This is a genomic window from Microbacterium sp. NPDC057659 (assembly GCF_042799915.1).
In the GTDB taxonomy this organism is placed as follows: Bacteria; Actinomycetota; Actinomycetes; order Actinomycetales; family Microbacteriaceae; genus Microbacterium.
The window spans coordinates 1,710,257-1,731,305 of the sequence record NZ_JBHVHU010000001.1 but is presented as its reverse complement, the minus strand read 5'-3'; the positions used below and the strand labels follow the sequence as shown (position 1 = coordinate 1,731,305).

The following is a 21,049-nucleotide window of genomic DNA, read 5'->3' as shown; positions in this document are numbered from 1 at the left end:
GATGCGAGCGACTGACGGAGGCGGGGGATGATCAACACCAGCAACTGGCCGTGGTGGATCGTCGCCGTCATCGCCGTGATCGACCTCGCGATCCGCATCACCGCGATCATCGTCATCCCGCGCAACCGCCGGCCCACCTCGGCGATGGCCTGGCTGCTGGCCATCTTCTTCCTGCCCGAGATCGGCATCATCCTCTTCCTGCTGATCGGAAACCCGCGCCTGCCGCGCGCGCGTCGCCGCAAACAGGCGCAGATCAACGAGTACATCGCCGACACCTCCAGCAACCTGCGCTTCGGCACCCTGCGACCGAACGCACCGGACTGGTTCCCGCCGCTGGTGCTGATGAACCAGCGACTCGGCGCCATGCCGCTCGCCGGTGACAACGGAGCCCATCTCATCGCCGACTATCAGGAGTCGCTGGACGCGATGGCGGACGCCATCCGCGAGGCCACCGAGTACGTGCACGTCGAGTTCTACATCCTGCAGGCGGATGCCGCGACCGACAATTTCTTCCGCGCGCTCGAAGAGGTCGCGGCCCGCGGCATCCCGGTACGCGTGCTGCTGGACTTCTGGGCCAACCGCGGCAAGCCGAAGTACAAGCAGACCCGCAAGCGGCTCAAGGCGATGGGCGCGGACTGGCACGAGATGCTGCCGGTGCAGCCGCTGCAGGGTCGCTGGCAGCGTCCCGATCTGCGGAACCACCGCAAGCTGCTCGTCGTCGACGGAAAGACCGCATTCGTCGGCTCGCAGAACATCACCGACTCGTCGTACAACCTGCGCAAGAACATCAAGCGCGGTCTGCACTGGGTCGACCTGATGGTTCAGGTCGACGGGCCGATCGTCGCGAGTGTGAACGCCGTCTTCCTCAGTGACTACTACGCCGAGACCGACCGCGTGCCGGAGGGCATCGACATCACCAGGGTCGAGACCGGCAGCGGCGATCTGGACTGCCAGATCGTGCCCTCCGGCCCCGGGTTCGAGGCCGAGAACAACCTGCAGCTCTTCCTCGGGCTGCTCTACGGCGCGAAGCGGAAGATCATGATGGTCAGCCCCTACTTCGTGCCCGACGAGGCGCTGCTGCTGGCGGTCTCGACCGCCTGCGACCGGGGCGTGCAGGTCGAGCTGTTCGTCTCGGAGGAGGGCGATCAGGCGATGGTCTACCACGCCCAGCGCAGCTACTACGAGGTGCTGCTGAAGGCCGGCGTGCGCATCTGGATGTACCGCAAGCCGTTCATCCTGCACACCAAGTCGCTCACGATCGACGACGACGTCGCGGTGATCGGGTCGAGCAACATGGACATGCGCTCCTTCGGCCTGAACATGGAGATCTCGATGCTCGTGCGCGGCGAGGAGTTCGTCGCCGAGATGCGCGCCGTCGAGGACGAGTACCGCAGCCTGAGTCGCGAGCTCACCCTCGAGGAGTGGGAGCAGCAGCCGCTGCGCTCCACCGTGCTCGACAACCTCGCGCGGCTCACGTCCGCCCTGCAGTAGCCAGGGCGGACGTCAGCGGATGCCGGTACCGTGAAGGCATGAAGAGCACGCGCATCCTCCACACGACCTCCGCGCTCGCCGCCGGCGTCCTGCTGATGGCGGGACTGGCCGGGTGCGCGCAGTCGCCCGCCGGACCCGCATCCAGCGCTCCGGCGCCGACGAGCACATCGGGCTCCTCCCCGGATGCCGGGGATGTGGAGGTGGCCTGGCTCGACGAGGGGCGCTCGTTCGCCGTCGTGACCTATGGATCGTCGACCTGCGTCCCGCAGATGCAGTCGGTATCCTCCGACGGGCAGACCGTCGAGGTGACGCTCGCCGATGTCGATCAGGAGGCCGCCTGCACCAGCGACCTCGCCCCGCGCGCGTCGCTGTCCGTCATGCCGGTCGAGGTCGACGTCACGAAGGACGTCGAGGTGAAGGTCGTGTACGGCGATCTCACCGACGACGCCGAACTCGACGCCCTGCCGGCCGAGCCCGCCGGGGCGACCTCGATGAAGCCGTCGGCCGGATGGTTCGACGACTCCGGGATCGCACTGCTCACCTGGGGTTCCTCGAGCTGCCCGCCGATCGTGTCAGGCGTCGAGCAGTCGGATGCCGGCGCGACGGTGACCTTCGCGGAGAGCGACCGCGTCTGCACGATGGACATGGCGCCGCGGGTGACCCTCATCGGACTGGAGCAGCCCGTCGACGACGACGCCGCGTTCGCGCTGACGCTGACCGGCGACAACCTCAGCGGCACCGTCGACGTGATGCGCTGATTCAGAACCGACTGGTGTCGTGCTGCTCCGGCAGCACCAGCAGCAGTCCGCCCTGATCGATGCGGCAGCGGATGCGCACGGCCTCGCCGAACTCGTCGCCGTCCAGCTCGATCGACGTCGGCTCGGTCATGGCGGCCTCCGCCGTCGCGCCGCGCAAGTAGCGGATCGACGTGTTGCGCCCGCGGCGCTCCAGCACCCGGCGGCCGGCGCGGAACCGGCGCAGCACGGAGTTGTCCCACCAGATGCCCCGCCACACACCCAGCCAGCCGAACGCTCCGGTGGGCTGGATGACTGCGACATCCAGGGTGCCGTCGTCGATCGAGGCATCCGGCACCAGCGCGATGCCCGCCGGCAGAGCGCCGCAGTTCGCGAACAGCATGCTCTGCACCTTGACGGTGTGCAGCCGCCGGTCATCGACCTGGTAGACCGTGCGGAAGGGCTTCGCTCCTGGCAGGGAGCGCGCCGCGCCGTCGACGTAGGCCACCCAGCCGACCTGCTTCTTCAGGTTCGAGTTCGTGTTCGCGATCATCGCGGCATCCAGGCCCATGCCGGCGAGCACGACGAACCCGTGCTCCGCGGTGCTGCCGTCCTCGCGGGTGAGGTGCGCCCAGCCGATGTCGACCGCGTGCGTCTTGCCGCTGAACACGGCGTCGATCATCTTCTCGGGGTCGCCCAGCGGCAGCTCGAGGTTGCGGGCGAACAGGTTGCCGGTGCCGCTGGGCACGATCGCGAGCGGCACGCCGGTTCCGGCGATCGCCTCGGAGACCGCGCGCACGGTGCCGTCCCCGCCCGCGACGAGGACGGTCGCAGCGCCGTGCTCGATCGCCTGCCTGGTGGCATCCTGACCGGCGTCCTCGACGGTCGTCTCGTAGAACTTCGGCGGCGACCAGCCGTGCCGCCGCGAGGCCGCCTTCAGCGCGACGTGCAGCCGCTTCTCATCGACCTTGATCGGGTTGAACACCAGCGCGGCGTGCGACTGCCGGGTGCCGTGGGTGCTCATGTCGCCACTCTAATGCGGTCCGGCGGTGGGACGTCGCCGCTCGCTCCGCTCGATCTTCGGCCGGGAGCCTCGCCGGTAGACTTGCTGAATGATCGACCTCGCTCTGCTCCGTGACGAACCGGACACCGTCCGACGCTCTCAGATCGCGCGCGGGAACGCGCCCGAATCCGTCGACGCCGCGATCGAGGCCGACCGATCGCGCCGGGCAGCGATCACGTCGTTCGAGGAGCTGCGCGCCGAGCAGAACGCATTCGGCAAGCAGGTCGCGAAGGCGCCCAAGGACGAGAAGGCCGCGCTGGTCGCGCAGGCCAAGGAGCTCGCCGAGCGCGTCAAGCAGGCGCAGCAGGCGGCGACCGAGGCTGCGGATGCCGCATCCGCGGCGCTCGACCGCATCGAGAACGTCATCATCGACGGCGTGCCCTCCGGTGGCGAGGAGGACTTCGTCGAGCTGCGCCGCGTCGGCGACATCCCGACATTCGACTTCACTCCGCGCGACCACCTCGAGATCGGCGAGCTGCTCGACGCGATCGACATGGAGCGCGGCGCGAAGGTGTCCGGCTCGCGGTTCTACTTCCTCAAGGGCATCGGCGCGCGCCTCGAGATCGCGCTGATGAACATGGCGCTCGACAAGGCGCTGCAGAACGGCTTCACTCCGATGATCGTGCCGACCATGGTGCGCCCCGAGATCATGCAGGGCACCGGCTTCCTCGGCGAGCACGCCGACGAGGTGTACCGCCTCGAGGCGCAGGACATGTACCTGGTCGGCACCAGCGAGGTGCCGCTCGCCGGCTACCACAAGGACGAGATCGTCGACCTGTCGAAGGGCGCCCTGCGGTACGCCGGATGGTCCACCTGCTACCGCAGCGAGGCCGGCTCGTACGGCAAGGACACCCGCGGCATCATCCGCGTGCACCAGTTCAACAAGCTGGAGATGTTCGTCTACACGACCGCGGAGGACGCCGAGGCCGAGCACCTGCGTCTGGTGGCGCTGCAGGAGGAGATGCTCACCGCACTCGGCCTGTCGTACCGCGTGATCGACGTCGCCGCGGGTGACCTCGGCTCGAGCGCCGCGCGCAAGTACGACATCGAGGCATGGGTGCCCACGCAGGACGCCTTCCGCGAGCTCACGTCGACCTCGAACTGCACGACCTACCAGGCGCGCCGGCTCGATGTGCGGCACCGTCCTGATCCTTCGTCGGGCTCAGGAACCGCAGGCAAGACCGAGCACGTCGCCACGCTGAACGGCACGCTGGCCACGACCCGCTGGATCGTCGCGCTGCTCGAGACGCACCAGCAGGCGGACGGCTCGGTGCGCGTGCCAGAGGCGCTGCGCCCCTACCTGGGCGGCCTCGAGGTGCTGGAGCCGGTGCAGGCATGACGGCCGCCTCGTTCCCCGCATCCGACGCCTGGCTCGTCGCGCTCGACGTCGACGGCACGATCATCCTCGAGGACGAGACGATGAGCCCCGGCGTGCCCGCGGCCATCGGCCGGCTGCGCGACGCCGGGCACATCGTGACCCTGGCGACCGGACGCAGCTGGGGCGGCACCCGCCCGCACCTGGAGGCGCTCGGGCTCGAGCCCGAATACGTCGTCTGCTCGAACGGCGCCGTCACGATGCGCCGGGTCGCCGGCGCCTGGGAGCGCTGGCACGTCGAGACTTTCGACCCTTCGCAGGTGCTCGGTCTGCTCGGCGAGCGGCTTCCGGATGCCCGGTACATGGTCGAGCTCGGCTCGGGCCAGCGTCTGTTCACCGAACAGCTCGACGACTGGACCCTCGACGGCGCCCGTCAGGTGCCGTTCGCCGAACTGTCGGCCGAGCCGGTCTCGCGTGTGGTCGTCGTCGCCCCCGGCCAGGACGAGCACTACTTCCACGACCTGGTCGCCGAGGTCGGTCTGAACGAGGTCTCGTACGCGATCGGCTGGACCGCGTGGCTCGACATCGCTCCGCAGGGCGTCGACAAGGGCACCGCGCTGGCGCGCGTGCGCGAGCGCCTCGGCCATGCATCGGAGCGGGTGCTGGTGGCCGGCGACGGACGCAACGATCTGGGCATGTTCGGCTGGTCGCTGCGCGGCGGGGGCCGCGCCGTCGCGATGGGCCAGGCCCCGGACGTCGTGAAGGCCGCCGCCGGTGAGGTCACCGTCACGGTGGAGGAGGGCGGCCTCGCGCTCGCCCTGGACTCGCTGCTGGTCGCCGCGCGCTGAGCAGGAGGCGGGTCGCTCCCCAGTGTTTCTCCAGGTGAGCACGGGAGAATGAACGTCGGCTCATCCGGCCTTCCGCGGAAACCGGATAGACTCGACGCCTGATCGTCCGGCTCCGGCCGGGATCGGGAGGGTTGTCCGAGCGGCCGATGGAGCTGGTCTTGAAAACCAGTGAGCAGAGATGTTCCGCGGGTTCGAATCCCGCACCCTCCGCACCAGACCGAAAGGGCACCGATTGAGCGAGTCGAGCACGTCGCGGCGTCCCCTTGCCCGTCACGGCCAGCAGGCGAGCCCGTCTTTCGTCGGTCAGCTGCTGAAGATCGTCGGCATCTTCGCCGTCGTCGTGCTGGTCAGCGGTTTCGCGGTGGGCGGTTACGTGCTCCTGGGCCTGACCTCGACGGTGCAGGCGAACGCGGTCGAGCTCGAGGGTCAGAAGGCGCTGCCGCCGGACATCGGTGCGTATGAGGGCGGATTCAACCTGCTGCTCACCGGTGTCGACACCTGCGAGGCCAAGTACGCGCATCTGTTCGGCAAGCGCTGCGACGGCCGTGAGGGCGACAGCACGCTCAACGACGTCAACCTGCTCGTCCACGTGTCCGCGGAGCCGCGGCGCGTGACTGCGGTCAGCTTCCCGCGAGACATGATGATCCCCATCCCGTCGTGCACCGACGAGTCGGGCCGCGTCAGCTCGGCGATGAGCAAGCAGCCGCTCAACTCGGCCTGGGAGTACGGCGGGCTGAGCTGCGTCGCCAAGACGATCTCCGAGCTCACCGGTGAGGACATCCAGTTCGCGGCATCCGTGACCTTCGGCGGCGTGATCGAGATCACGAACGCGATCGGCGGCGTCGAGGTGTGCCTGGCGAACCCGATCAAGGACAAGTACACCGGTCTGGACATGGCGGCGGGCAAGCACACCGTCGTCGGTCTCGAGGCGCTGCAGTTCCTGCGCACCAGGCACGGCGTCGGCGACGGCTCCGACCTGGGCCGCATCGGCAACCAGCAGCAGTACATGTCGAGTCTCGCTCGCAAGATGATGAGCAGCGAGACGCTGGGCAACATCCCCGTCATGCTGAAGCTGGCCGACACCGCCGTGCGCAACCTGAAGACCAGCACCACTCTCGCCGACCCGATGAAGCTGGTGCAGATCGGTCTCGCCCTGAAGGACGTTCCGCTGAACGACATCGTGTTCGTGCAGTATCCGACCGCCGAGGACCCGGACAACCCGAACAAGGTGGTGCCGGAGTACGACTCCGCCGAGCAGATGTGGGCGGCGATCTCGGCGAACAAGCAGCTCGAGATCACGCACAAGAACACCAAGAACGAAGGTGTCGTGGTCGAGGACGCGCCGAAGGCCACCACGCCGCCGGCGACCGCCGACCCCGGTGCCACGGCCGCTCCCGATGTGGCGCAGCTGCCGTCGTCGGTCAAGGGCAACTCGGCCGCGCAGCAGACCTGCTCGAACGGCAACGTCCGGCGCTGACCCGCACCACTGCGCGTGGGCCTGCGGGGGCTTCGGCGCACCCGCGGGTAGGGTGAGGGCTACCCTCCGACCCGGCGAGGGCCGCGACAGGGGGTGCACCTGGTGGGTTCGAGGAGACGGAAGCCGATCCAGCGGCATGGGCCGCAGCGCACGCCCCGGGCCTTCGGGCAGCTGATGTCGCTGGCCGGCATCGCCGTCGCGGTGCTGCTGGTGAGCACCATGGGGGTCGCCGCGTTCGTCGTGACACATCTGGCGGGCACCGCCGCGGCCAACAGTGTGGCACTCGACGACCCGGGGGAGCTCCCGCCCGACATCGGGGCGTACGAGGGCGGCTTCAACGTGCTGCTCACCGGCCTGGACAAATGCGAGAAGGATGTCGCGCACCTGTTCGGGAAGCGGTGCAGCGACAAGGAGCAGTCTGGCAAGCTCAACGACGTGAACCTGCTCGTGCACGTGTCGAACGATCCTCGCAGGGTCACGGTGGTCAGCTTCCCGCGCGACATGATGGTGGCGCAGCCGGAGTGCACCGACGAGAACGGCACCGTGCACGGGAAGACCAGCCGGGCGGCGATGAACCAGGCGTACGGCCGCGGCGGACTGAACTGCGTGGCCAGGACGGTGGCCGAGCTCAGCGGCCAGAAGGTCACCTTCGCGGCATCCCTCACGTTCGGCGGCGTGATCGAGATCACGAACGCGATCGGCGGCGTCGAGGTGTGCCTGGCGAAGCCGATCGACGACCCGAACACCAACCTGCACCTGACGGCGGGGACGCACTCGCTCAAGGGGCTGGACGCGCTGAACTTCCTGCGCACGAGGCACGGGCTGGTGGGCGGCAGCGACCTGAGCCGCATCGGCAACCAGCAGCAGTACATGTCGAGTCTGGTGCGCAAGGTGACCAGTGCCGAGGTGCTGGGCAATGTGGGCACCCTGCTGCACCTGGCACAGATCGGGGTGCAGCGCTCCGAGCTGAGCGACAATCTCAACCCGATGCGGATCGCCCAGGTCGGTCTGGCGCTGAAGGACGTGCCGCCGTCGGACTACGTCTTCCTGCAGTACCCGGTGTTCGACGATCCGAGCAACAAGTCCAGGGTGATCCCCGACGAGGTCTCCGCCGAGGCGATGTGGACGGCCATCGCCGAGAACCGGCCGCTGCAGGTCACGCACCAGCGTGGCGCGCAGGAGGGCGTGGTGGACGCCCCGGGGCAGACCACCGCGCCCACCGCCCCGGCGACACCCACCCCTGGGGCGACCGACGGCGCCGTCGACCTGCCGCCGAACGTCAAGGGCCAGAACGCCGACGCCCGGACCTGCTCCAACGGCAACGGACGCTAGGCCCAGCACGCGCAGATATTTGCGTTCCGATGAAAGCAGTTGCGTAAACTTGCGTCATGTCTAAGCGTCTGGCCGAGGTTGCTCGCAAGGTCGGTGTGAGCGAGGCGACCGTGAGTCGCGTGCTCAACGACAAGCCCGGCGTCTCGGATGCCACGCGGCAGGCCGTGCTCACCGCCCTCGACGTGCTCGGCTACGAGCGTCCGACGAAGCTGCGCGGTGAGCGTGCGCGCCTGGTCGGACTGGTGCTGCCCGAGCTGCAGAATCCGATCTTTCCGGCATTCGCCGAGGTCATCGGCGGCGGGCTGACCCAGAACGGCTACACGCCGCTGCTCTGCACGCAGAACGCCGGCGGGGTGACGGAGTCCGACTATGTCGACCTGCTGCTCGCCCAGCAGGTGTCCGGGGTCGTGTTCCTCGGGGGCAACTACACGCAGGCGGATGCCCCGCACGAGCACTACGCCCGTCTCAAGGCCGTGAACCTCCCCACGGTCATGGTGAGCGCACGGATCCCGGAACTGGACTTCCCGACCGTGTCCACCGACGACGTCGCCGCCGCAGAGCAGGCCGTGCTGCACGTGCATCAGCTCGGGCACCGCAGGATCGGGCTCGTCCTCGGTCCCGCCGACCACCTGCCCTCACAGCGGAAGGCCGCCGGCGCGCGTGCCGCTCTAGAGCGACTGGGCGGAAACCTGGACGAGGGACTGATCGCGCGGGGCCTGTACTCGCTGGAATCCGGGCAGGCCGGAGCAGCGCGGTTGATCGCCGCGGGAGCGACGGCCATCGTGTGCGCGAGCGATCCCCTCGCGCTCGGGGCCGTGCGGGCTGCCCGGCGCGCAGGGCTGCGCGTGCCGCAGGACATCAGCGTGGTGGGCTTCGACGATTCCGCGCTGATGGGATGCACGGAGCCGCCGCTGACCACTGTCCGCCAGCCGATCGAGGCGATGGGACGGGCGGCGATCGAGCTGCTGCTGTCGCAGATCGCGGGTGGCGCCGAGTCGGGCACCGAGCTGCTGTTCGAGCCCGAGCTGGTGCTGCGGTCGTCGACGGGGCCGGCCCGCGGCTGACGCACCTCGGAAGCGGCTCACACGCGACGCGGTGCCGGTGGTTCGTCGCGCCGTGACGCTGTCACGTCTGCGACCGTAGTCATCTATTTGCGTGATTTCATTCAAGTCTTGCAATTGCTCGTGGGGAAAGCTACATTCGGATCACCCGCTCATCGATGACGAGGAGTTCCGTGGACACCGAAGTTCCGCCGATCGCATCCGCCCCACCCGCGACCGTTCCTGAAGACGCCGGCTGGTGGCGCACCGCCGTGATCTATCAGGTCTACGTGCGCAGCTTCGCGGACGGCGACGGCGACGGCACGGGTGACCTCGCCGGCGTGCGGTCCCGCCTCGGCTACCTCCGGGACCTCGGCGTCGACGCCATCTGGTTCACGCCCTGGTATCCCAGCCCCCTCGCGGACGGCGGCTACGACGTGGCCGACTACCGCGACATCGACCCGCGCTTCGGCAGCCTGGAAGAGGCCGAGCTGCTCATCGCAGAGGCGCTGGATCTCGGCATCCGCACGATCGTCGACATCGTGCCCAACCACGTCTCGGAGCAGCACGAATGGTTCCGCAGCGCACTGCAGGCGGGCCCCGGCAGCCCGGAGCGGGAGCGGTTCTGGTTCCACCCCGGTCGAGGCGATGACGGGTCGGGCATCCCGACCGACTGGGTGTCCAGCTTCCAGGGCGAGACGTGGACGCGAACGGTCGACGCCGAAGGGCGACCCGGTGAGTGGTACCTGCACCTGTTCACCGCGCAGCAGCCCGATCTCAACTGGAACCACCCCGACGTGCGCCGCGAGCACGAGGACATCCTGCGGTTCTGGTTCGACCGTGGCGTCGCCGGTGTGCGGATCGACTCCGCGGCGATGCCGGTGAAGGACCCCGCTCTGCCGGCGCTGCCTGACGGCGCCGCTGCTCCGGGCACGCACCCGCACATCGACAGGGACGAACTGCACGACATCTATCGCGGCTGGCGGGCGGTCGCGGACGAGTACCCCGGCGAACGAGTGCTGGTCGGGGAGGTCTGGCTGGACGATGCTGCGCGCTTCGCCCGCTATCTGCGTCCCGACGAGATGCACACGGCGTTCAACTTCGACTTCATGACCCAGCCGTGGAGCGCGCGGGCGATGAGGGCGAGCATCGAGCGCACTCTCGCCGCGCATGCTCCCATCGGCGCCCCCGCCACCTGGGTGCTCTCCAACCACGACGTCACGCGTCCGGTGACGCGATACGGCCGCGCCGATTCGGGTTTCGCCTTCGAGCGCAAGCGCTTCGGCATCCCGACGGATCTGGAACGCGGGAACCGCCGCGCCAGGGCCGCGGCGCTGCTCGTCGCCGCTCTGCCCGGCAGCCTGTACATCTACCAGGGCGACGAACTGGGCCTGCCGGAGGTGGAGCTCCCGCGGGAGGTGCTGCAGGATCCGATGCACTTCCGCTCCCAGGGCGTCGACCCAGGACGCGACGGATGCCGCGTGCCGCTGCCCTGGTCGGGCACGGCATCGCCATACGGCTTCGGAGGCACGCCGTGGCTCCCGCAGCCGGGGGACTGGGGCGGGCTGACAGCCGAGGCCCAGCAGCATGACCCCGGGTCGATGCTCGCCCTGTATCGCGCCGCGATCGCACTGCGGCGCGACCTTCCCGACTTCGCCGACGAGGGGCTGACCTGGCTGGAGCTCGGAGCCGACGTGCTCGCGTTCCGTCGCGGAGAGTCGACCCTCTGCGTCACGAACCTGTCGGCGACAGCCATCCCGATCCCCGCTCATCGCGAGGTGCTGCTCTCCAGCGCCCCGACGGCGGGGTCCCTCGAACCCGACACATCCCTCTGGCTCGCGCTCTGAGCCGGCGCTCCCCGGAGCACAGCAGTCACAATCGCACACCCTGCAATCACCGGGAGCGCCGGAACCGGCATCCCCACCTCGGAAGGAAAGACGATGAAGTCAACACGGATCCTCGTCGCGGGCATCGCCGTGCTCGCGACGGCGGGAGCTCTGGCGGGATGCTCCGCCGGCCCCGCTGACAGCGGCGACGGCGGGCGCATCCAGCTGCGAGTCGCGACCTTCCCGCCCGGAGCGGATGCCGCGGCCTACAAGGCGTTCGCCGACCAGGAGAAGCAGTTCGAGAAGAAGTACCCCGACATCGACATCATCGGCGTCGAGTACGAATGGAAGGGACCGACCTTCGCCGTGCAGCTCGCGGGCGGAAGCCTGCCGGACGTCTTCACCGTCCCGTTCACGGACACCAAGACACTGCTCGAGAACGGGCAGCTCGCCGACGTCACCGACGCGATGAAGAAGCTCGGCTACGAGGACCAGTTCAACCCGGTGATCCTCGACGGTGTCACCGGATCCGACAAGAAGATCTACGGATTCCCCCGTCAGGCGTACGCGATGGGCCTGCACTACAACCGCGATCTCTTCACCGCGGCGGGACTCGATCCGGACAAGCCCCCGACGACGTGGGACGAGATCCGCGCCGACGCCAAGATCATCGCCGAGAAGACCGGAAAGGCCGGCTATGCGCAGATGGCGGCGAACAACACCGGCGGCTGGCAGCTGACCGCAGCGACGGTGGCGCGGGGAGGACGCACCCAGACCGACAAGGAAGACGGCTCGGCGACCTCGTCGATCGACAACGACGCCACGAAGGCGGCGCTGCAGTTCCTGCACGACGTGCGCTGGGAGGACAAGTCGTTCGGATCCAAGTTCAACCTGGACTGGGGCACGATCAACCAGGAGTTCGCCGCAGGCAACCTCGGCATGTACACCTCGGGATCGGATGTGTACACCGCGCTGGTGCGCGACTTCGGGATGAAGCCGGAGCAGTACGGTCTGGCCGTGGTCCCCGTCGAGGGCGACGACCCCGGCACGCTCGGCGGCGGTGACGTCGCGGTGATCAGCCCGAAGATCGACGCGGCGAAGAAGGATGCGGCGGTCACCTGGATCGACTGGTACTACATGCAGAAGCTGATGGACAAGGACGCCGCAGTGCAGGATGCCAAGGCACTGGCCGATTCCGACCAGGCCGTCGGCACCCCGGTGCTCCCGGTGCTGAGCCGAGAGCTGTACGAGGAGTCGTTGACCTGGATCGAGCCGTACATCAACGTGCCCCGCGACCAGATGACGCCGTTCACCGACAACATCTGGGATCAGACGCCGGTGGGCGAGCCGAAGAAGAAGACGCAGGAGGTGTACGCACTGCTGGATTCCGTGGTGCAGTCCGTGCTCACTCAGCAGAACGCCGACATCGACGCGCTGCTCACCAAGGCCCAGTCCGACGCGCAGGCGCTGCTGGACCAGTGAGGACGAACGGGGCGAGCCGGTCCGGCCGGCCCGCCCCGCTCTTCACCCGACAGACACAGCAGGAGAGGCACGATGGCATTGCTCGAACGGGCGCCGGCGGAGGAGATGCCGATGACGGCGCCACCGCGGCGCCGCACGCGACGGAACCCCGTCACCTGGTACCGCGGCGGCGGGCTGTGGAATCTGCTCTTCCTGCTGCCGATGATCGTCGTGTTCGCGGTGTTCAGCTGGTCGCCGATCGTGCAGTCGGTCGTGATGAGCCTGCAGAAGACCAACCTGATCACCTCGCAGTGGGTCGGCCTGGACAATTACGTGAAGGTGCTGTCCGACCCTCTGCTGGGCGAAGCGGTGCTGAACACGCTGTGGTTCGCGGTGCTGGCGCTGATCTTCGGGTTCCCGGTGCCGCTGCTGATGGCGGTGCTGATGAGCGAGGTGCGCAGGGCGAAGGGGTTCTATTCCGCCCTCGCCTACCTGCCCGTCGTCATTCCGCCCGTCGTCGCGGTGCTGCTGTGGAAGTTCTTCTACTCCGCCGACCCGAACGGCGTCTTCAACACGGTGCTCGGCTGGGTCGGCATCCCTCCGCAGCCCTGGATCCAGGATGCTGTGCAGGCCATGCCCTCGCTGGTGCTGGAAGCCACCTGGGCCGGTGCCGGCGGGTCGATCATCATCTACCTCGCGGCGCTGCTCGGAGTCCCGCCGGAGCTCTATGACGCGGCCGAGGTCGACGGAGCCGGAGTCTGGCGCAAGATATGGCACGTGACGCTGCCGCAGCTGCGCGGCATCCTCTTCATCATGCTGATCCTGCAGATCATCGCGACGGCGCAGGTGTTCCTCGAACCCTTCCTGTTCACCGGTGGAGGACCGGCCGGGGCGACGCGCACGATCCTGCTCTACATCTACGACAAGGCCTTCCGGAACAGTCTCGGCGGCGCATACGGCGAGGCCACCGCGGTGTCGGTGCTGCTCGCGATCGTGCTGGCGCTGCTCAGCTGGCTGTACTTCAAGCTCACCAATCGCTGGAGCAACTCATGACCACCGCCGTCGCACGCCGTTCCGAGCGCAGGTCCGCCCGCCGCGCGGCCGAGGACCAGGGCGAGCGCTCGATCGTCTCCGCCTCCGACCGGCGCAAGCCCGCGACACGGTTCGGGATGGGCGCCACCCACGTGTTCCTCACGATCACCCTGGTCATCGCGGGTCTGGGACCCATCCTGTGGCTGCTGAAGTCGGCGATCACCCCGACCCAGGACACGCTCTCGCAGCCGTTCGCCCTGTGGCCCAACGGGGTCGACTGGGCCAACGTGGCATCCGCCTGGAACGACGTGGGCATCTCGCACTACTTCTGGAACACGATCCTGCTCGCCGTGGGCGCCTGGTTCTTCCAGCTGTTCGTGGCGACGACCGCGGGCTACGGACTGTCGGTGCTGAAGCCGAGGTACGCGCCGATCCTGAACGCGCTCGTGCTCGCGACCCTCTTCATCCCGGGGATCGTCCTGCTCGTGCCGCTCTACCTCACGATCGTGAACCCGCCGCTGGTCGGCCAATCGATGCTGAACAACTACCTCGCCGTCTGGCTGCCGATGGCGGCGAACGCGTTCAACATCTTGCTGGTCAAGCGCTTCTTCGACGCGCTCCCGAGGGAGGTGTTCGAGGCGGCGAGGACCGACGGCGCGGGCCCGGTGCGGCTGTTCTGGTCGATCGTGCTGCCGATGTCGAAGCCGATCCTGGGGGTCGTGTCGGTGTTCGCGATCATCGCGGCCTGGAAGGACTACCTGTGGCCGATGCTCGTACTGCCGGATCCCGCGGTGCAGCCGCTCTCCGTGCGGCTGCCCGCCGTGCAGTCCCAGACCGAGCTCGACGTGTTCCTGGCCGCTCTCGCGATCGCCACGCTGATCCCGATCGCGATGTTCCTGATGTTCCAGTCGGTCTTCCTGCGCTCCGCGGGTCTCGGGGGAGCCGTGAAGGGGTAGCGCAGGCTCAGACCCGGTCCACGTACCCGGGGATCTCGGCGCGATCCACGCCGAGGGCCTCCACTGCGGCGACGTACTCGCGGGTGAGTTCCAGCATCCGCTGGTGTCGCTGCGGTGCGTCCAGCTGCGGGGCGACGACCGTGCCGCCCCTTCCGTGTGTCTCGACGAAACCGTCCGCCTCGAGCTCGCGATAGCTGCGCGCGACCGTGTTCGCGGCGAGGCCCAGTGACGTCGCCAGAGTCCGCACCGGAGGCAGCTTCGTGCCCGGGCGCAGCGCACCGCTCGCGATCCGATCGCGCAGTCCTTCGCGGAGCTGCTCGAACGGCGGCGTCGCCGAGTGCGGGTCGATCGCGATGTCGAGTTCAGGCATGGGGACCTCCTGAGCAGAACGTATCAGGAGTGCGATCGCGCCCATGCGAAAGGCCCCGAGGACTTCGTCCTGGGGCCTTTTCGCGTTGGCGGAGACGGAGGGATTTGAACCCTCGGTCCCCGTGAGGGGACTCCACCTTAGCAGGGTGGTGCACTAGGCCTGACTATGCGACGTCTCCATGTGCGAAGCCTTGACTGCGCACGTTCGTCAATCATAACTGCTGAACGGCGGTAGTCCGAATCCCGCCGCCGGATAGGTTAGGGAGGTGACCGCAACCGCTTCGCCAACCCCCGCTCCCGTCCCGCGGCCCGGTGCCGTCTACTTCATCGGGCGCACGATCCTGCGGCCGGTGTTCTGGGTGATGTACCGTCCCCGCATCGTCGGCCGGGCGAACCTGCCCGAGCACGGAGCCGTGCTGCTGGTGAGCAATCACCTCTCGTCGCTCGACACACTCATCATCCCGACGTCCGCGACCCGGCCGGTGCAGTTCCTCATCAAGGCGTCGTACTTCGCCGGCCGGGGGATGCTGGGACGGTTCAAGCGCTGGTTCTTCAGCTCGATCGGCGGCGTGCCGGTGCACCGGGCGACCGGGCGGGACGCGCGTGCCGCGCTCGACGCGGGCAGCAGCATCCTTCGTGCGGGAAGCGTGTTCGCGGTGTTCCCCGAGGGCACCCGCTCGCGGGACGGGAAGCTGCACGACGGACACGGCGGCGCGGCTTGGATGGCGCGAGACACGCGCGCGGCTGTCGTGCCCGTCGGACTGATCGGCACCGGTTCGGTGAAGCCGCTGAGCCACCTGCTGCCGGGGAAGCCTCGCGTCGAGGTGCATTTCGGGGAGCCGCTCGACCTGACCGACCTCGAGGGGATTCCCGACGGCAGGGCGCGTCGCGAGATCACCGAGCGCATGATGGCCGCCATCGCGCGCCTGAGCGGTCAGGAGCGCTCCGGAAGCGTGAACGCGACCTCGCGCGACTGACTCCCAGCCACCACCTGCTAGAGTGAGAGGTCACACGGCGTTGAGGGTCTCCCTCCGTCCCCACATACAGGGCCCACGAGGCGCCTGCCACACCGACTTCCTCTGCGGCCCACCAAAGATGGCGCGGATCGCGAATCACTGAAAGACTGTTACACATCTTCATCTCTGCAGCACCCGCTTCGGCGCTCTCCTGGCGCCAGGCCGATCACGACGTTCACGTCGCCACGCGCGACGGTGAGTACGCCGGCCATGTCGTCGTCGACTCCGACGACCACGTTCTCGTCTTCGGGCCCATCGGCGAGCACCTCGCCGCATCCGCTTCCCTGGATGCCGCGCGCAGCGCGCTCGAGGCCCACGCGACCCCTGCGGCGGACCACCTGTCCGCGCAGCTCCATACCCCGCGCCGGCGTCGCCGACGCGGTTTCACGGATCACTCCCGTGGTCCCAGACAACGAAGGAATGACGTCATGGCCACTGGCACCGTCAAATGGTTCAACGCAGACAAGGGCTTCGGCTTCATCGCTCCGGACGACGGCTCCGCCGACCTGTTCGCGCACTTCAGCGCGATCCAGGGCAACGGATACCGCAGCCTGGACGAGAACCAGAAGGTGGAGTTCGACGCAGAGCAGGGCCCCAAGGGCATGCAGGCGGCGAACATCCGTCCCCTCTGATCTCCGATCACTGACGCGAACGGGCGGTCGGACCTCGGTCCGGCCGCCCGTTCCGCATGTCGGGATCCATGCAGGTTGCGGCATGTGCCCCCGCGTACTGTGAGGGGAAGCGATCGGCAGCCGCCTTTGGCTTCGTCCCGATCGTTCCCGACGGTCGGCCACACCTAAGGCGCCGATCATCTCCATTGCATCCACCGTCGCACCCGCGACACTCGGACCCATCCGTCAGACCTACGCCCGTGCGGAGGACTTCCCGCCGATCACCCGTGCGTATTCGCACGTCTCGCAGGTCGTCCGCGAGACCGGTCTGCTGCGTCGAGCCCCCTGGTTCTACGCCGCGGTCGGTGCGGCCATCGCCCTCGCCTTCGGCGGTGCGATCACCGGCTTCATCCTGTTCGGCGACAGCTGGTTCCAGTTGCTCATCGCCGGAGCGCTGGGCGTGCTGTTCACCCAGGTCGCGTTCCTCGCGCACGAGGCCGCGCACCGGCAGATCCTGGCGACAGGTCCCGCGAACGACCGCCTGGCACGCGTGCTCGCGTCCTTCGTCGGCATCAGCTATTCGTGGTGGGACTCGAAGCACAGCCGGCATCACGCCAATCCGAACCGCGTCGGGAAGGACCCCGACATCGAGGTCGACACGATTTCGTTCCTCGACGAGGATGCCGCGCAGGCGAGGGGCCTCCGCCGCCTGATCACTCGGAAGCAGGGCTGGTTGTTCTTCCCGCTGCTCACGCTGGAAGGCATCAACCTGCACGTGCTGAGCTTCCGCCATCTCGCGGGCCGGGGTGAGGTCAAGGGGCGCTGGGCCGAGGTCGGGATGATCGCGGCGCGGTTCGCGCTGATCCTGACCCCGATCTTCCTGCTGCTTCCCGTGGGCATGGCTTTCGCGTTCGTCGGCGTGATGCTCGCCGTCTTCGGCGTCTACATGGGCGCCTCCTTCGCCCCGAACCACAAGGGCATGCCCGTCATCGACCGCGACGCGAAGCTGGACTTCTTCTCGAAGCAGGTGCGCACCTCGCGCAACATCCGCGGCGGATGGTGGGCGACCTGGCTCATGGGCGGTCTGAACTATCAGGTGGAGCACCACCTCTTCCCGAGCATGGCGAGGCCCCACCTCGCGCAGGCGCGGGAGATAGTGCGCGACTACTGCCGCGCCAACGAGGTGCCGTACACGGAGACGTCGCTCTGGCGGTCGTACGCGATCGTCATCGATTACCTGAACCGTGTCGGCCTCGCCGCTCGCGACCCCTTCGACTGCCCGATGGTCTCGGAGTTCCGCCGGGTCTGACCCTGAAACGTCGGGTCAGGGTGCGTAGCGGGCCAGGAACGTCTCCACGGCGTCGTCGGCGATCGCCGCGAGCCCGGCGGCGGTGGGGCGTTCGGCGCCCCCGGTCAGCGTGATGCGGTCGAGCGGGGCGGCGAGCACCAGCCAGGTGAACTGCTGTGCGGCCGAGGGCGCATCCGCGATGGCCAGGTGCCCGCGCGTGCTGAGCTCATCGAGCACCTCTGCGAGCTGTGCCAGATTCCGGTCCCAGCTGAGTCGCACGTAGTCGGCTGCGACCTCGGGCAGCCGCTCCGCTTCGGCGATCACCAGGCCTCGCATCCTCACGACGGGGACGCTGAGCACCCCCGCGTGCAGCACGTCGGCGAGTTCTCTCAGCCCTGTCCGCACGTCCGGTGCGGCGAGCAGGCGCTCCAGGTGAGGGCGCATGGCATCGCGACCGCGCTCGACCCAGTCCGCGACGACCGCGGCGAACAACTCCTCCTTCGACCCGAAACGGCGGTAGAGGGTCTGCTTCGAGATGCGGGCGGATGCGGCGACGGCGTCCATCGTCGCGGACGCGAAGCCCTCGTCCAGGAAGACCTCTCGCGCGGCGGACAGCAGCTCTGCGCCGTCGAGGCCACCGGGCCGGCCGCGACGTCGCAGCGGCTGGGCTTGTTCGGTCGTCGCCATCATCCTCAAATAGTACTGGAAAGTACGCAAATGAGGGTATAGCGTACTCTCCAGTACTAAAAGGAGATGATCCTCATGATCGGTATCGGCATCGCTGTCGCGACCATCGCCGCGTTCGTGCTCAGCACCGTCTACTACATGCTGGCCACGCCGCTCGAGCAGCGGATCGCCGGCGGCCGCGCGGTCGAGCGCGACCGCCCGGGGCCGCTGAAGATCGTCGCCGAGCTCGTTCGCACCGCCGTGCTCGCCTCCGGCTTCGCCTGGGTCGCCGCGCAGGCCGGGCTCCTCGACCTCCCCGGCTCGCTGCTGCTCGCGCTGGTGCTCTGGCTCGCGTTCCCCGTCGTGCTGCTCGCCGGCTCGGTCGGGTGGGATCGTGCGCCGGTGCCGACGGCCGTCCTGCACAGCGGGGACTGGCTGCTGAAGCTGCTGCTCATCGCAGTGGTCGTCGGGCTGCTGCACTGAATCGACGGAACCAGGGAAGGATACGAAGATGGACGCGAAGAAGGTCGGACCGATCGACGTCACGTTCACGGCGCCGCTCGTGACGAGTGACGCGAAGGGCGGGTGGACGTACGTGCAGATGGACGGCTCGGCCGAGTTCTTCGGAACGCGGGGGCTGGTCAAGGTGACGGGAACCGTCGACGGCGAGCCCTTCCAGAGCTCCTTCATGGCCCTCGGCGATGGCACGCACAAGCTGCCGATCACCGCCGCCGTGCGTCGGCGCATCGCCAAGGCGACCGGAGACGTCGTCACCGTGCGCCTGACCGAGCGGCGCGCCTGACTCGGAGTCCCGTATCTCCGTGACTTCACGGATGACGCGCGCTGCTCCGAGGGAGGACAATGTGCGTACGGTCGGATCGGCGGTTGTCGACGGGATCAGGCGCTATGCGCCGAGCTGAGATGGTGCCGCGGACATCATCTTTTGCAGATTGCGCGAGGCGTGCTTGAATCCATCCATGGGGCGGGGGCCTGGGGAACTGGAATCAGAGCGCGTGACACGCGTACTGCGGGACGACATCGTGCTGGGAAGGCGCTTGCCGAATTCGCGACTCGTGGAGCGGGATATCGCGGCGGAGCTGCACGTCTCGCGGCTGCCGGTGCGCGAGGCGATCAGGCGGTTGAACGTCGAGGGGATCGTGCTCTCGCGACCGCGCACCTGGGCAGTTGTACGCGACTTCACCGCGCACGACGTGCGCGAACTGGGGGTCGTGCGCATCGCGATCGAGAACGCGGCCTTCGCGGTCGCCGCCGAGAACTGGGAGGCGGACGGGCTTGCCGGAGTCGTCGCCCTGCTCGCAGAGGAGGAGGAGGCCGCGAGGTCGGGGGATGTCGTGCAGACGAATCTCGCTTCGGGACGCTTCCACCGCGCGGTGGTCGAGTTGTCGGGCAACCAGATGATCAACGAGGTCATGCGGGTTTTCGAGACCCGGTTCCGCCGCGCCTTCGGTCGCAACGCCGACCTGAGCGCCCACATCGGCGCGCACCACGCGATCGTCGAGGCACTCGCCGAGCGGGATGCGGCGCGCGTGTGCGAGCTGAACCGGGCCCATCTGCAGTCGGCCTGTGACGAGGCTGTCCTGCTCTGGGGCGGGGTCGTCACGGCGACCGACTGACTCGGGGCTGTCCCGACGTCGGACCCGCCGGGTACGCTCATGACAGGAGGTGTCGTGGGACGTACAGCGGATGCGGTCGCGGAAGGCGTCGCGATCGCCACATCGGCGGCGCGCCTCGCTGTGAAGAACCACATCCTCGTCGGAACGATCGCCCAGGGCGGCGCGTTCGACCTCGACAAGTACTCCGGCGATGCGCGCGATGTGCTGCGCGCGATGGCTGCCGAGTCCGACGAGGCGGCGGAGCACCTCGCCGCGCTGCGCAAGCGCGCCAAGGGCCGCCACTCCGACCCGGTGGGAACCCACGACTACCGTGATCGCGACGTGCGCAATCTCAAGCGCCGGGCGCGCCAGTCCACCGCCGTCGCGCAGCGTCTGCGCGAGATGGCCGACGACCCGGAAGAGCTCCGCGAACTGGTCGAGTCGGCTCGAGCGGCGGCCTGGGCCGACGTCCGAGGCAACCTCGACCGCCGGCTGCGCGTCGAGGGCATGCGACCCGATCAGGACCCGCAGTACGCGTCGATGCGCGAGGCGCGGATGCAGGCGCTGAAGCTCGTCGACCTGCAGGCGCTGTCGTCGCAGCAGCGCAGTCGGCGCAAGCAGGCGGACAAGCTCGCCAAGGAGGCGGCGAAGGCCGAAGCCAAGGCCGAGAAGCCCTCGCGATGGGGCCGGAAGACCGCCGCGAAGAGCTGAATCGGCCCCGATTCGTGTTCCTGGGGAACCTGTTGTAGGCTTTTCTTCGGCCCGCTGAGGGCCGTGCGCCTGTAGCTCAATGGATAGAGCATCTGACTACGGATCAGAAGGTTGGGGGTTCGAGTCCCTCCAGGCGCGCACTGTGTTGAGACAGTATAGGAAGCCCCGGACGGTGTCCGGGGCTTTCGTCTTCCCTGGGG

Annotated in this window: 22 protein-coding genes and 3 tRNA genes; 20 read left to right on the top strand and 5 right to left on the bottom strand. The window is 68.4% G+C overall.

Annotation, left to right across the window (positions count from 1 at the left end):
* Positions 1 to 27 precede the first annotated feature (27 nt).
* Together cls and ACFVAE_RS08225 are read left to right on the top strand one after the other, a co-directional pair.
* Positions 28 to 1,491, top strand: a complete 1,464-nt coding sequence (cls, locus tag ACFVAE_RS08230) for a cardiolipin synthase (protein WP_378890178.1) — start codon at positions 28 to 30, stop codon at positions 1,489 to 1,491.
* Between the two features lie 38 nt (positions 1,492 to 1,529).
* Positions 1,530 to 2,249, top strand: coding sequence for a hypothetical protein (locus ACFVAE_RS08225; protein WP_378890177.1), 720 nt, complete (start codon positions 1,530 to 1,532; stop codon positions 2,247 to 2,249).
* 1 nt (position 2,250) lies between these two features.
* Here ACFVAE_RS08225 and ACFVAE_RS08220 read toward each other — a convergent pair whose 3' ends face one another.
* Positions 2,251 to 3,249 (bottom strand): diacylglycerol/lipid kinase family protein, encoded by a 999-nt coding sequence (locus ACFVAE_RS08220; RefSeq protein WP_378890174.1) that lies wholly within the window; start codon positions 3,247 to 3,249, stop codon positions 2,251 to 2,253.
* Positions 3,250 to 3,337: 88 nt separating this feature from the next.
* On the opposite strand from ACFVAE_RS08220, the gene serS reads away from it, so the two are divergent.
* From serS to ACFVAE_RS08170, 10 genes are all read left to right on the top strand, one after another.
* A complete protein-coding gene (serS, locus tag ACFVAE_RS08215; protein ID WP_378890172.1) occupies positions 3,338 to 4,627 on the top strand; it encodes a serine--tRNA ligase in 1,290 nt (429 codons plus the stop codon).
* Positions 4,624 to 5,451: an HAD family hydrolase gene (locus ACFVAE_RS08210; RefSeq protein WP_378890169.1), complete on the top strand. Its 828-nt coding sequence runs from the start codon at positions 4,624 to 4,626 to the stop codon at positions 5,449 to 5,451. Before serS ends, ACFVAE_RS08210 begins: the two co-directional genes overlap by 4 nt.
* Before the next feature lie 125 nt (positions 5,452 to 5,576).
* Positions 5,577 to 5,661: transfer RNA gene (locus ACFVAE_RS08205), tRNA-Ser, on the top strand.
* Positions 5,662 to 5,683: 22 nt separating this feature from the next.
* Complete coding sequence (locus ACFVAE_RS08200; RefSeq protein WP_378890167.1) at positions 5,684 to 6,928, top strand: LCP family protein; 1,245 nt, start codon at positions 5,684 to 5,686, stop codon at positions 6,926 to 6,928.
* Positions 6,929 to 7,030: 102 nt separating this feature from the next.
* A complete protein-coding gene (locus tag ACFVAE_RS08195) occupies positions 7,031 to 8,260 on the top strand; it encodes an LCP family protein (protein WP_378890164.1) in 1,230 nt (409 codons plus the stop codon).
* Between the two features lie 56 nt (positions 8,261 to 8,316).
* Positions 8,317 to 9,324, top strand: coding sequence for a LacI family DNA-binding transcriptional regulator (locus tag ACFVAE_RS08190; RefSeq protein ID WP_378890161.1), 1,008 nt, complete (start codon positions 8,317 to 8,319; stop codon positions 9,322 to 9,324).
* Between the two features lie 155 nt (positions 9,325 to 9,479).
* Entirely contained in the window at positions 9,480 to 11,147 is a 1,668-nt protein-coding gene (locus ACFVAE_RS08185) for a glycoside hydrolase family 13 protein (RefSeq protein WP_378890158.1), read from the top strand.
* Positions 11,148 to 11,240: 93 nt separating this feature from the next.
* Positions 11,241 to 12,608: an ABC transporter substrate-binding protein gene (locus ACFVAE_RS08180; protein WP_378890155.1), complete on the top strand. Its 1,368-nt coding sequence runs from the start codon at positions 11,241 to 11,243 to the stop codon at positions 12,606 to 12,608.
* A gap of 72 nt (positions 12,609 to 12,680) precedes the next feature.
* The gene (locus tag ACFVAE_RS08175; protein ID WP_378890153.1) at positions 12,681 to 13,640 is read left to right on the top strand and encodes a carbohydrate ABC transporter permease; all 960 of its coding nucleotides are present in this window, start codon (positions 12,681 to 12,683) and stop codon (positions 13,638 to 13,640) included.
* A complete protein-coding gene (locus tag ACFVAE_RS08170; protein WP_378890150.1) occupies positions 13,637 to 14,575 on the top strand; it encodes a carbohydrate ABC transporter permease in 939 nt (312 codons plus the stop codon). The genes ACFVAE_RS08175 and ACFVAE_RS08170 overlap by 4 nt, the downstream gene beginning before the upstream one ends.
* Before the next feature lie 7 nt (positions 14,576 to 14,582).
* Here the strand turns inward: ACFVAE_RS08170 and ACFVAE_RS08165 are convergent, their stop codons facing one another.
* Positions 14,583 to 14,945: a GntR family transcriptional regulator gene (locus tag ACFVAE_RS08165; protein ID WP_378890147.1), complete on the bottom strand. Its 363-nt coding sequence runs from the start codon at positions 14,943 to 14,945 to the stop codon at positions 14,583 to 14,585.
* Positions 14,946 to 15,031: 86 nt separating this feature from the next.
* Positions 15,032 to 15,123 (bottom strand) — tRNA-Ser (locus tag ACFVAE_RS08160).
* 87 nt (positions 15,124 to 15,210) lie between these two features.
* Between ACFVAE_RS08160 and ACFVAE_RS08155 the strand changes: the two genes are divergently transcribed.
* Positions 15,211 to 15,921, top strand: a complete 711-nt coding sequence (locus tag ACFVAE_RS08155) for a lysophospholipid acyltransferase family protein (protein ID WP_378890144.1) — start codon at positions 15,211 to 15,213, stop codon at positions 15,919 to 15,921.
* A gap of 149 nt (positions 15,922 to 16,070) precedes the next feature.
* Here the strand turns inward: ACFVAE_RS08155 and ACFVAE_RS08150 are convergent, their stop codons facing one another.
* Positions 16,071 to 16,355 carry a hypothetical protein gene (locus ACFVAE_RS08150; protein WP_378890142.1) on the bottom strand — a complete coding sequence of 95 codons (285 nt, stop codon included), beginning with the start codon at positions 16,353 to 16,355 and terminating at the stop codon, positions 16,071 to 16,073.
* 33 nt (positions 16,356 to 16,388) lie between these two features.
* Between ACFVAE_RS08150 and ACFVAE_RS08145 the strand changes: the two genes are divergently transcribed.
* Both ACFVAE_RS08145 and ACFVAE_RS08140 read left to right on the top strand, forming a co-directional pair.
* A complete protein-coding gene (locus tag ACFVAE_RS08145) occupies positions 16,389 to 16,592 on the top strand; it encodes a cold-shock protein (RefSeq protein WP_116242632.1) in 204 nt (67 codons plus the stop codon).
* A gap of 178 nt (positions 16,593 to 16,770) precedes the next feature.
* Positions 16,771 to 17,880, top strand: coding sequence for a fatty acid desaturase family protein (locus tag ACFVAE_RS08140; protein WP_378890559.1), 1,110 nt, complete (start codon positions 16,771 to 16,773; stop codon positions 17,878 to 17,880).
* A gap of 15 nt (positions 17,881 to 17,895) precedes the next feature.
* Here the strand turns inward: ACFVAE_RS08140 and ACFVAE_RS08135 are convergent, their stop codons facing one another.
* Positions 17,896 to 18,549: a TetR/AcrR family transcriptional regulator gene (locus ACFVAE_RS08135; RefSeq protein ID WP_378890139.1), complete on the bottom strand. Its 654-nt coding sequence runs from the start codon at positions 18,547 to 18,549 to the stop codon at positions 17,896 to 17,898.
* 63 nt (positions 18,550 to 18,612) lie between these two features.
* On the opposite strand from ACFVAE_RS08135, the gene ACFVAE_RS08130 reads away from it, so the two are divergent.
* From ACFVAE_RS08130 to ACFVAE_RS08110, 5 genes are all read left to right on the top strand, one after another.
* Positions 18,613 to 19,008, top strand: a complete 396-nt coding sequence (locus tag ACFVAE_RS08130) for a DUF1761 domain-containing protein (RefSeq protein ID WP_378890137.1) — start codon at positions 18,613 to 18,615, stop codon at positions 19,006 to 19,008.
* A gap of 28 nt (positions 19,009 to 19,036) precedes the next feature.
* Positions 19,037 to 19,327: a DUF1905 domain-containing protein gene (locus tag ACFVAE_RS08125; protein ID WP_378890134.1), complete on the top strand. Its 291-nt coding sequence runs from the start codon at positions 19,037 to 19,039 to the stop codon at positions 19,325 to 19,327.
* A 175-nt stretch (positions 19,328 to 19,502) separates the two neighbouring features.
* The gene (locus ACFVAE_RS08120; RefSeq protein ID WP_378890131.1) at positions 19,503 to 20,159 is read left to right on the top strand and encodes a GntR family transcriptional regulator; all 657 of its coding nucleotides are present in this window, start codon (positions 19,503 to 19,505) and stop codon (positions 20,157 to 20,159) included.
* Positions 20,160 to 20,213: 54 nt separating this feature from the next.
* A complete protein-coding gene (locus ACFVAE_RS08115; RefSeq protein ID WP_378890129.1) occupies positions 20,214 to 20,849 on the top strand; it encodes an asparagine synthase in 636 nt (211 codons plus the stop codon).
* 65 nt (positions 20,850 to 20,914) lie between these two features.
* Positions 20,915 to 20,987, top strand: a tRNA-Arg gene (locus ACFVAE_RS08110).
* Positions 20,988 to 21,049: the final 62 nt, after the last annotated feature.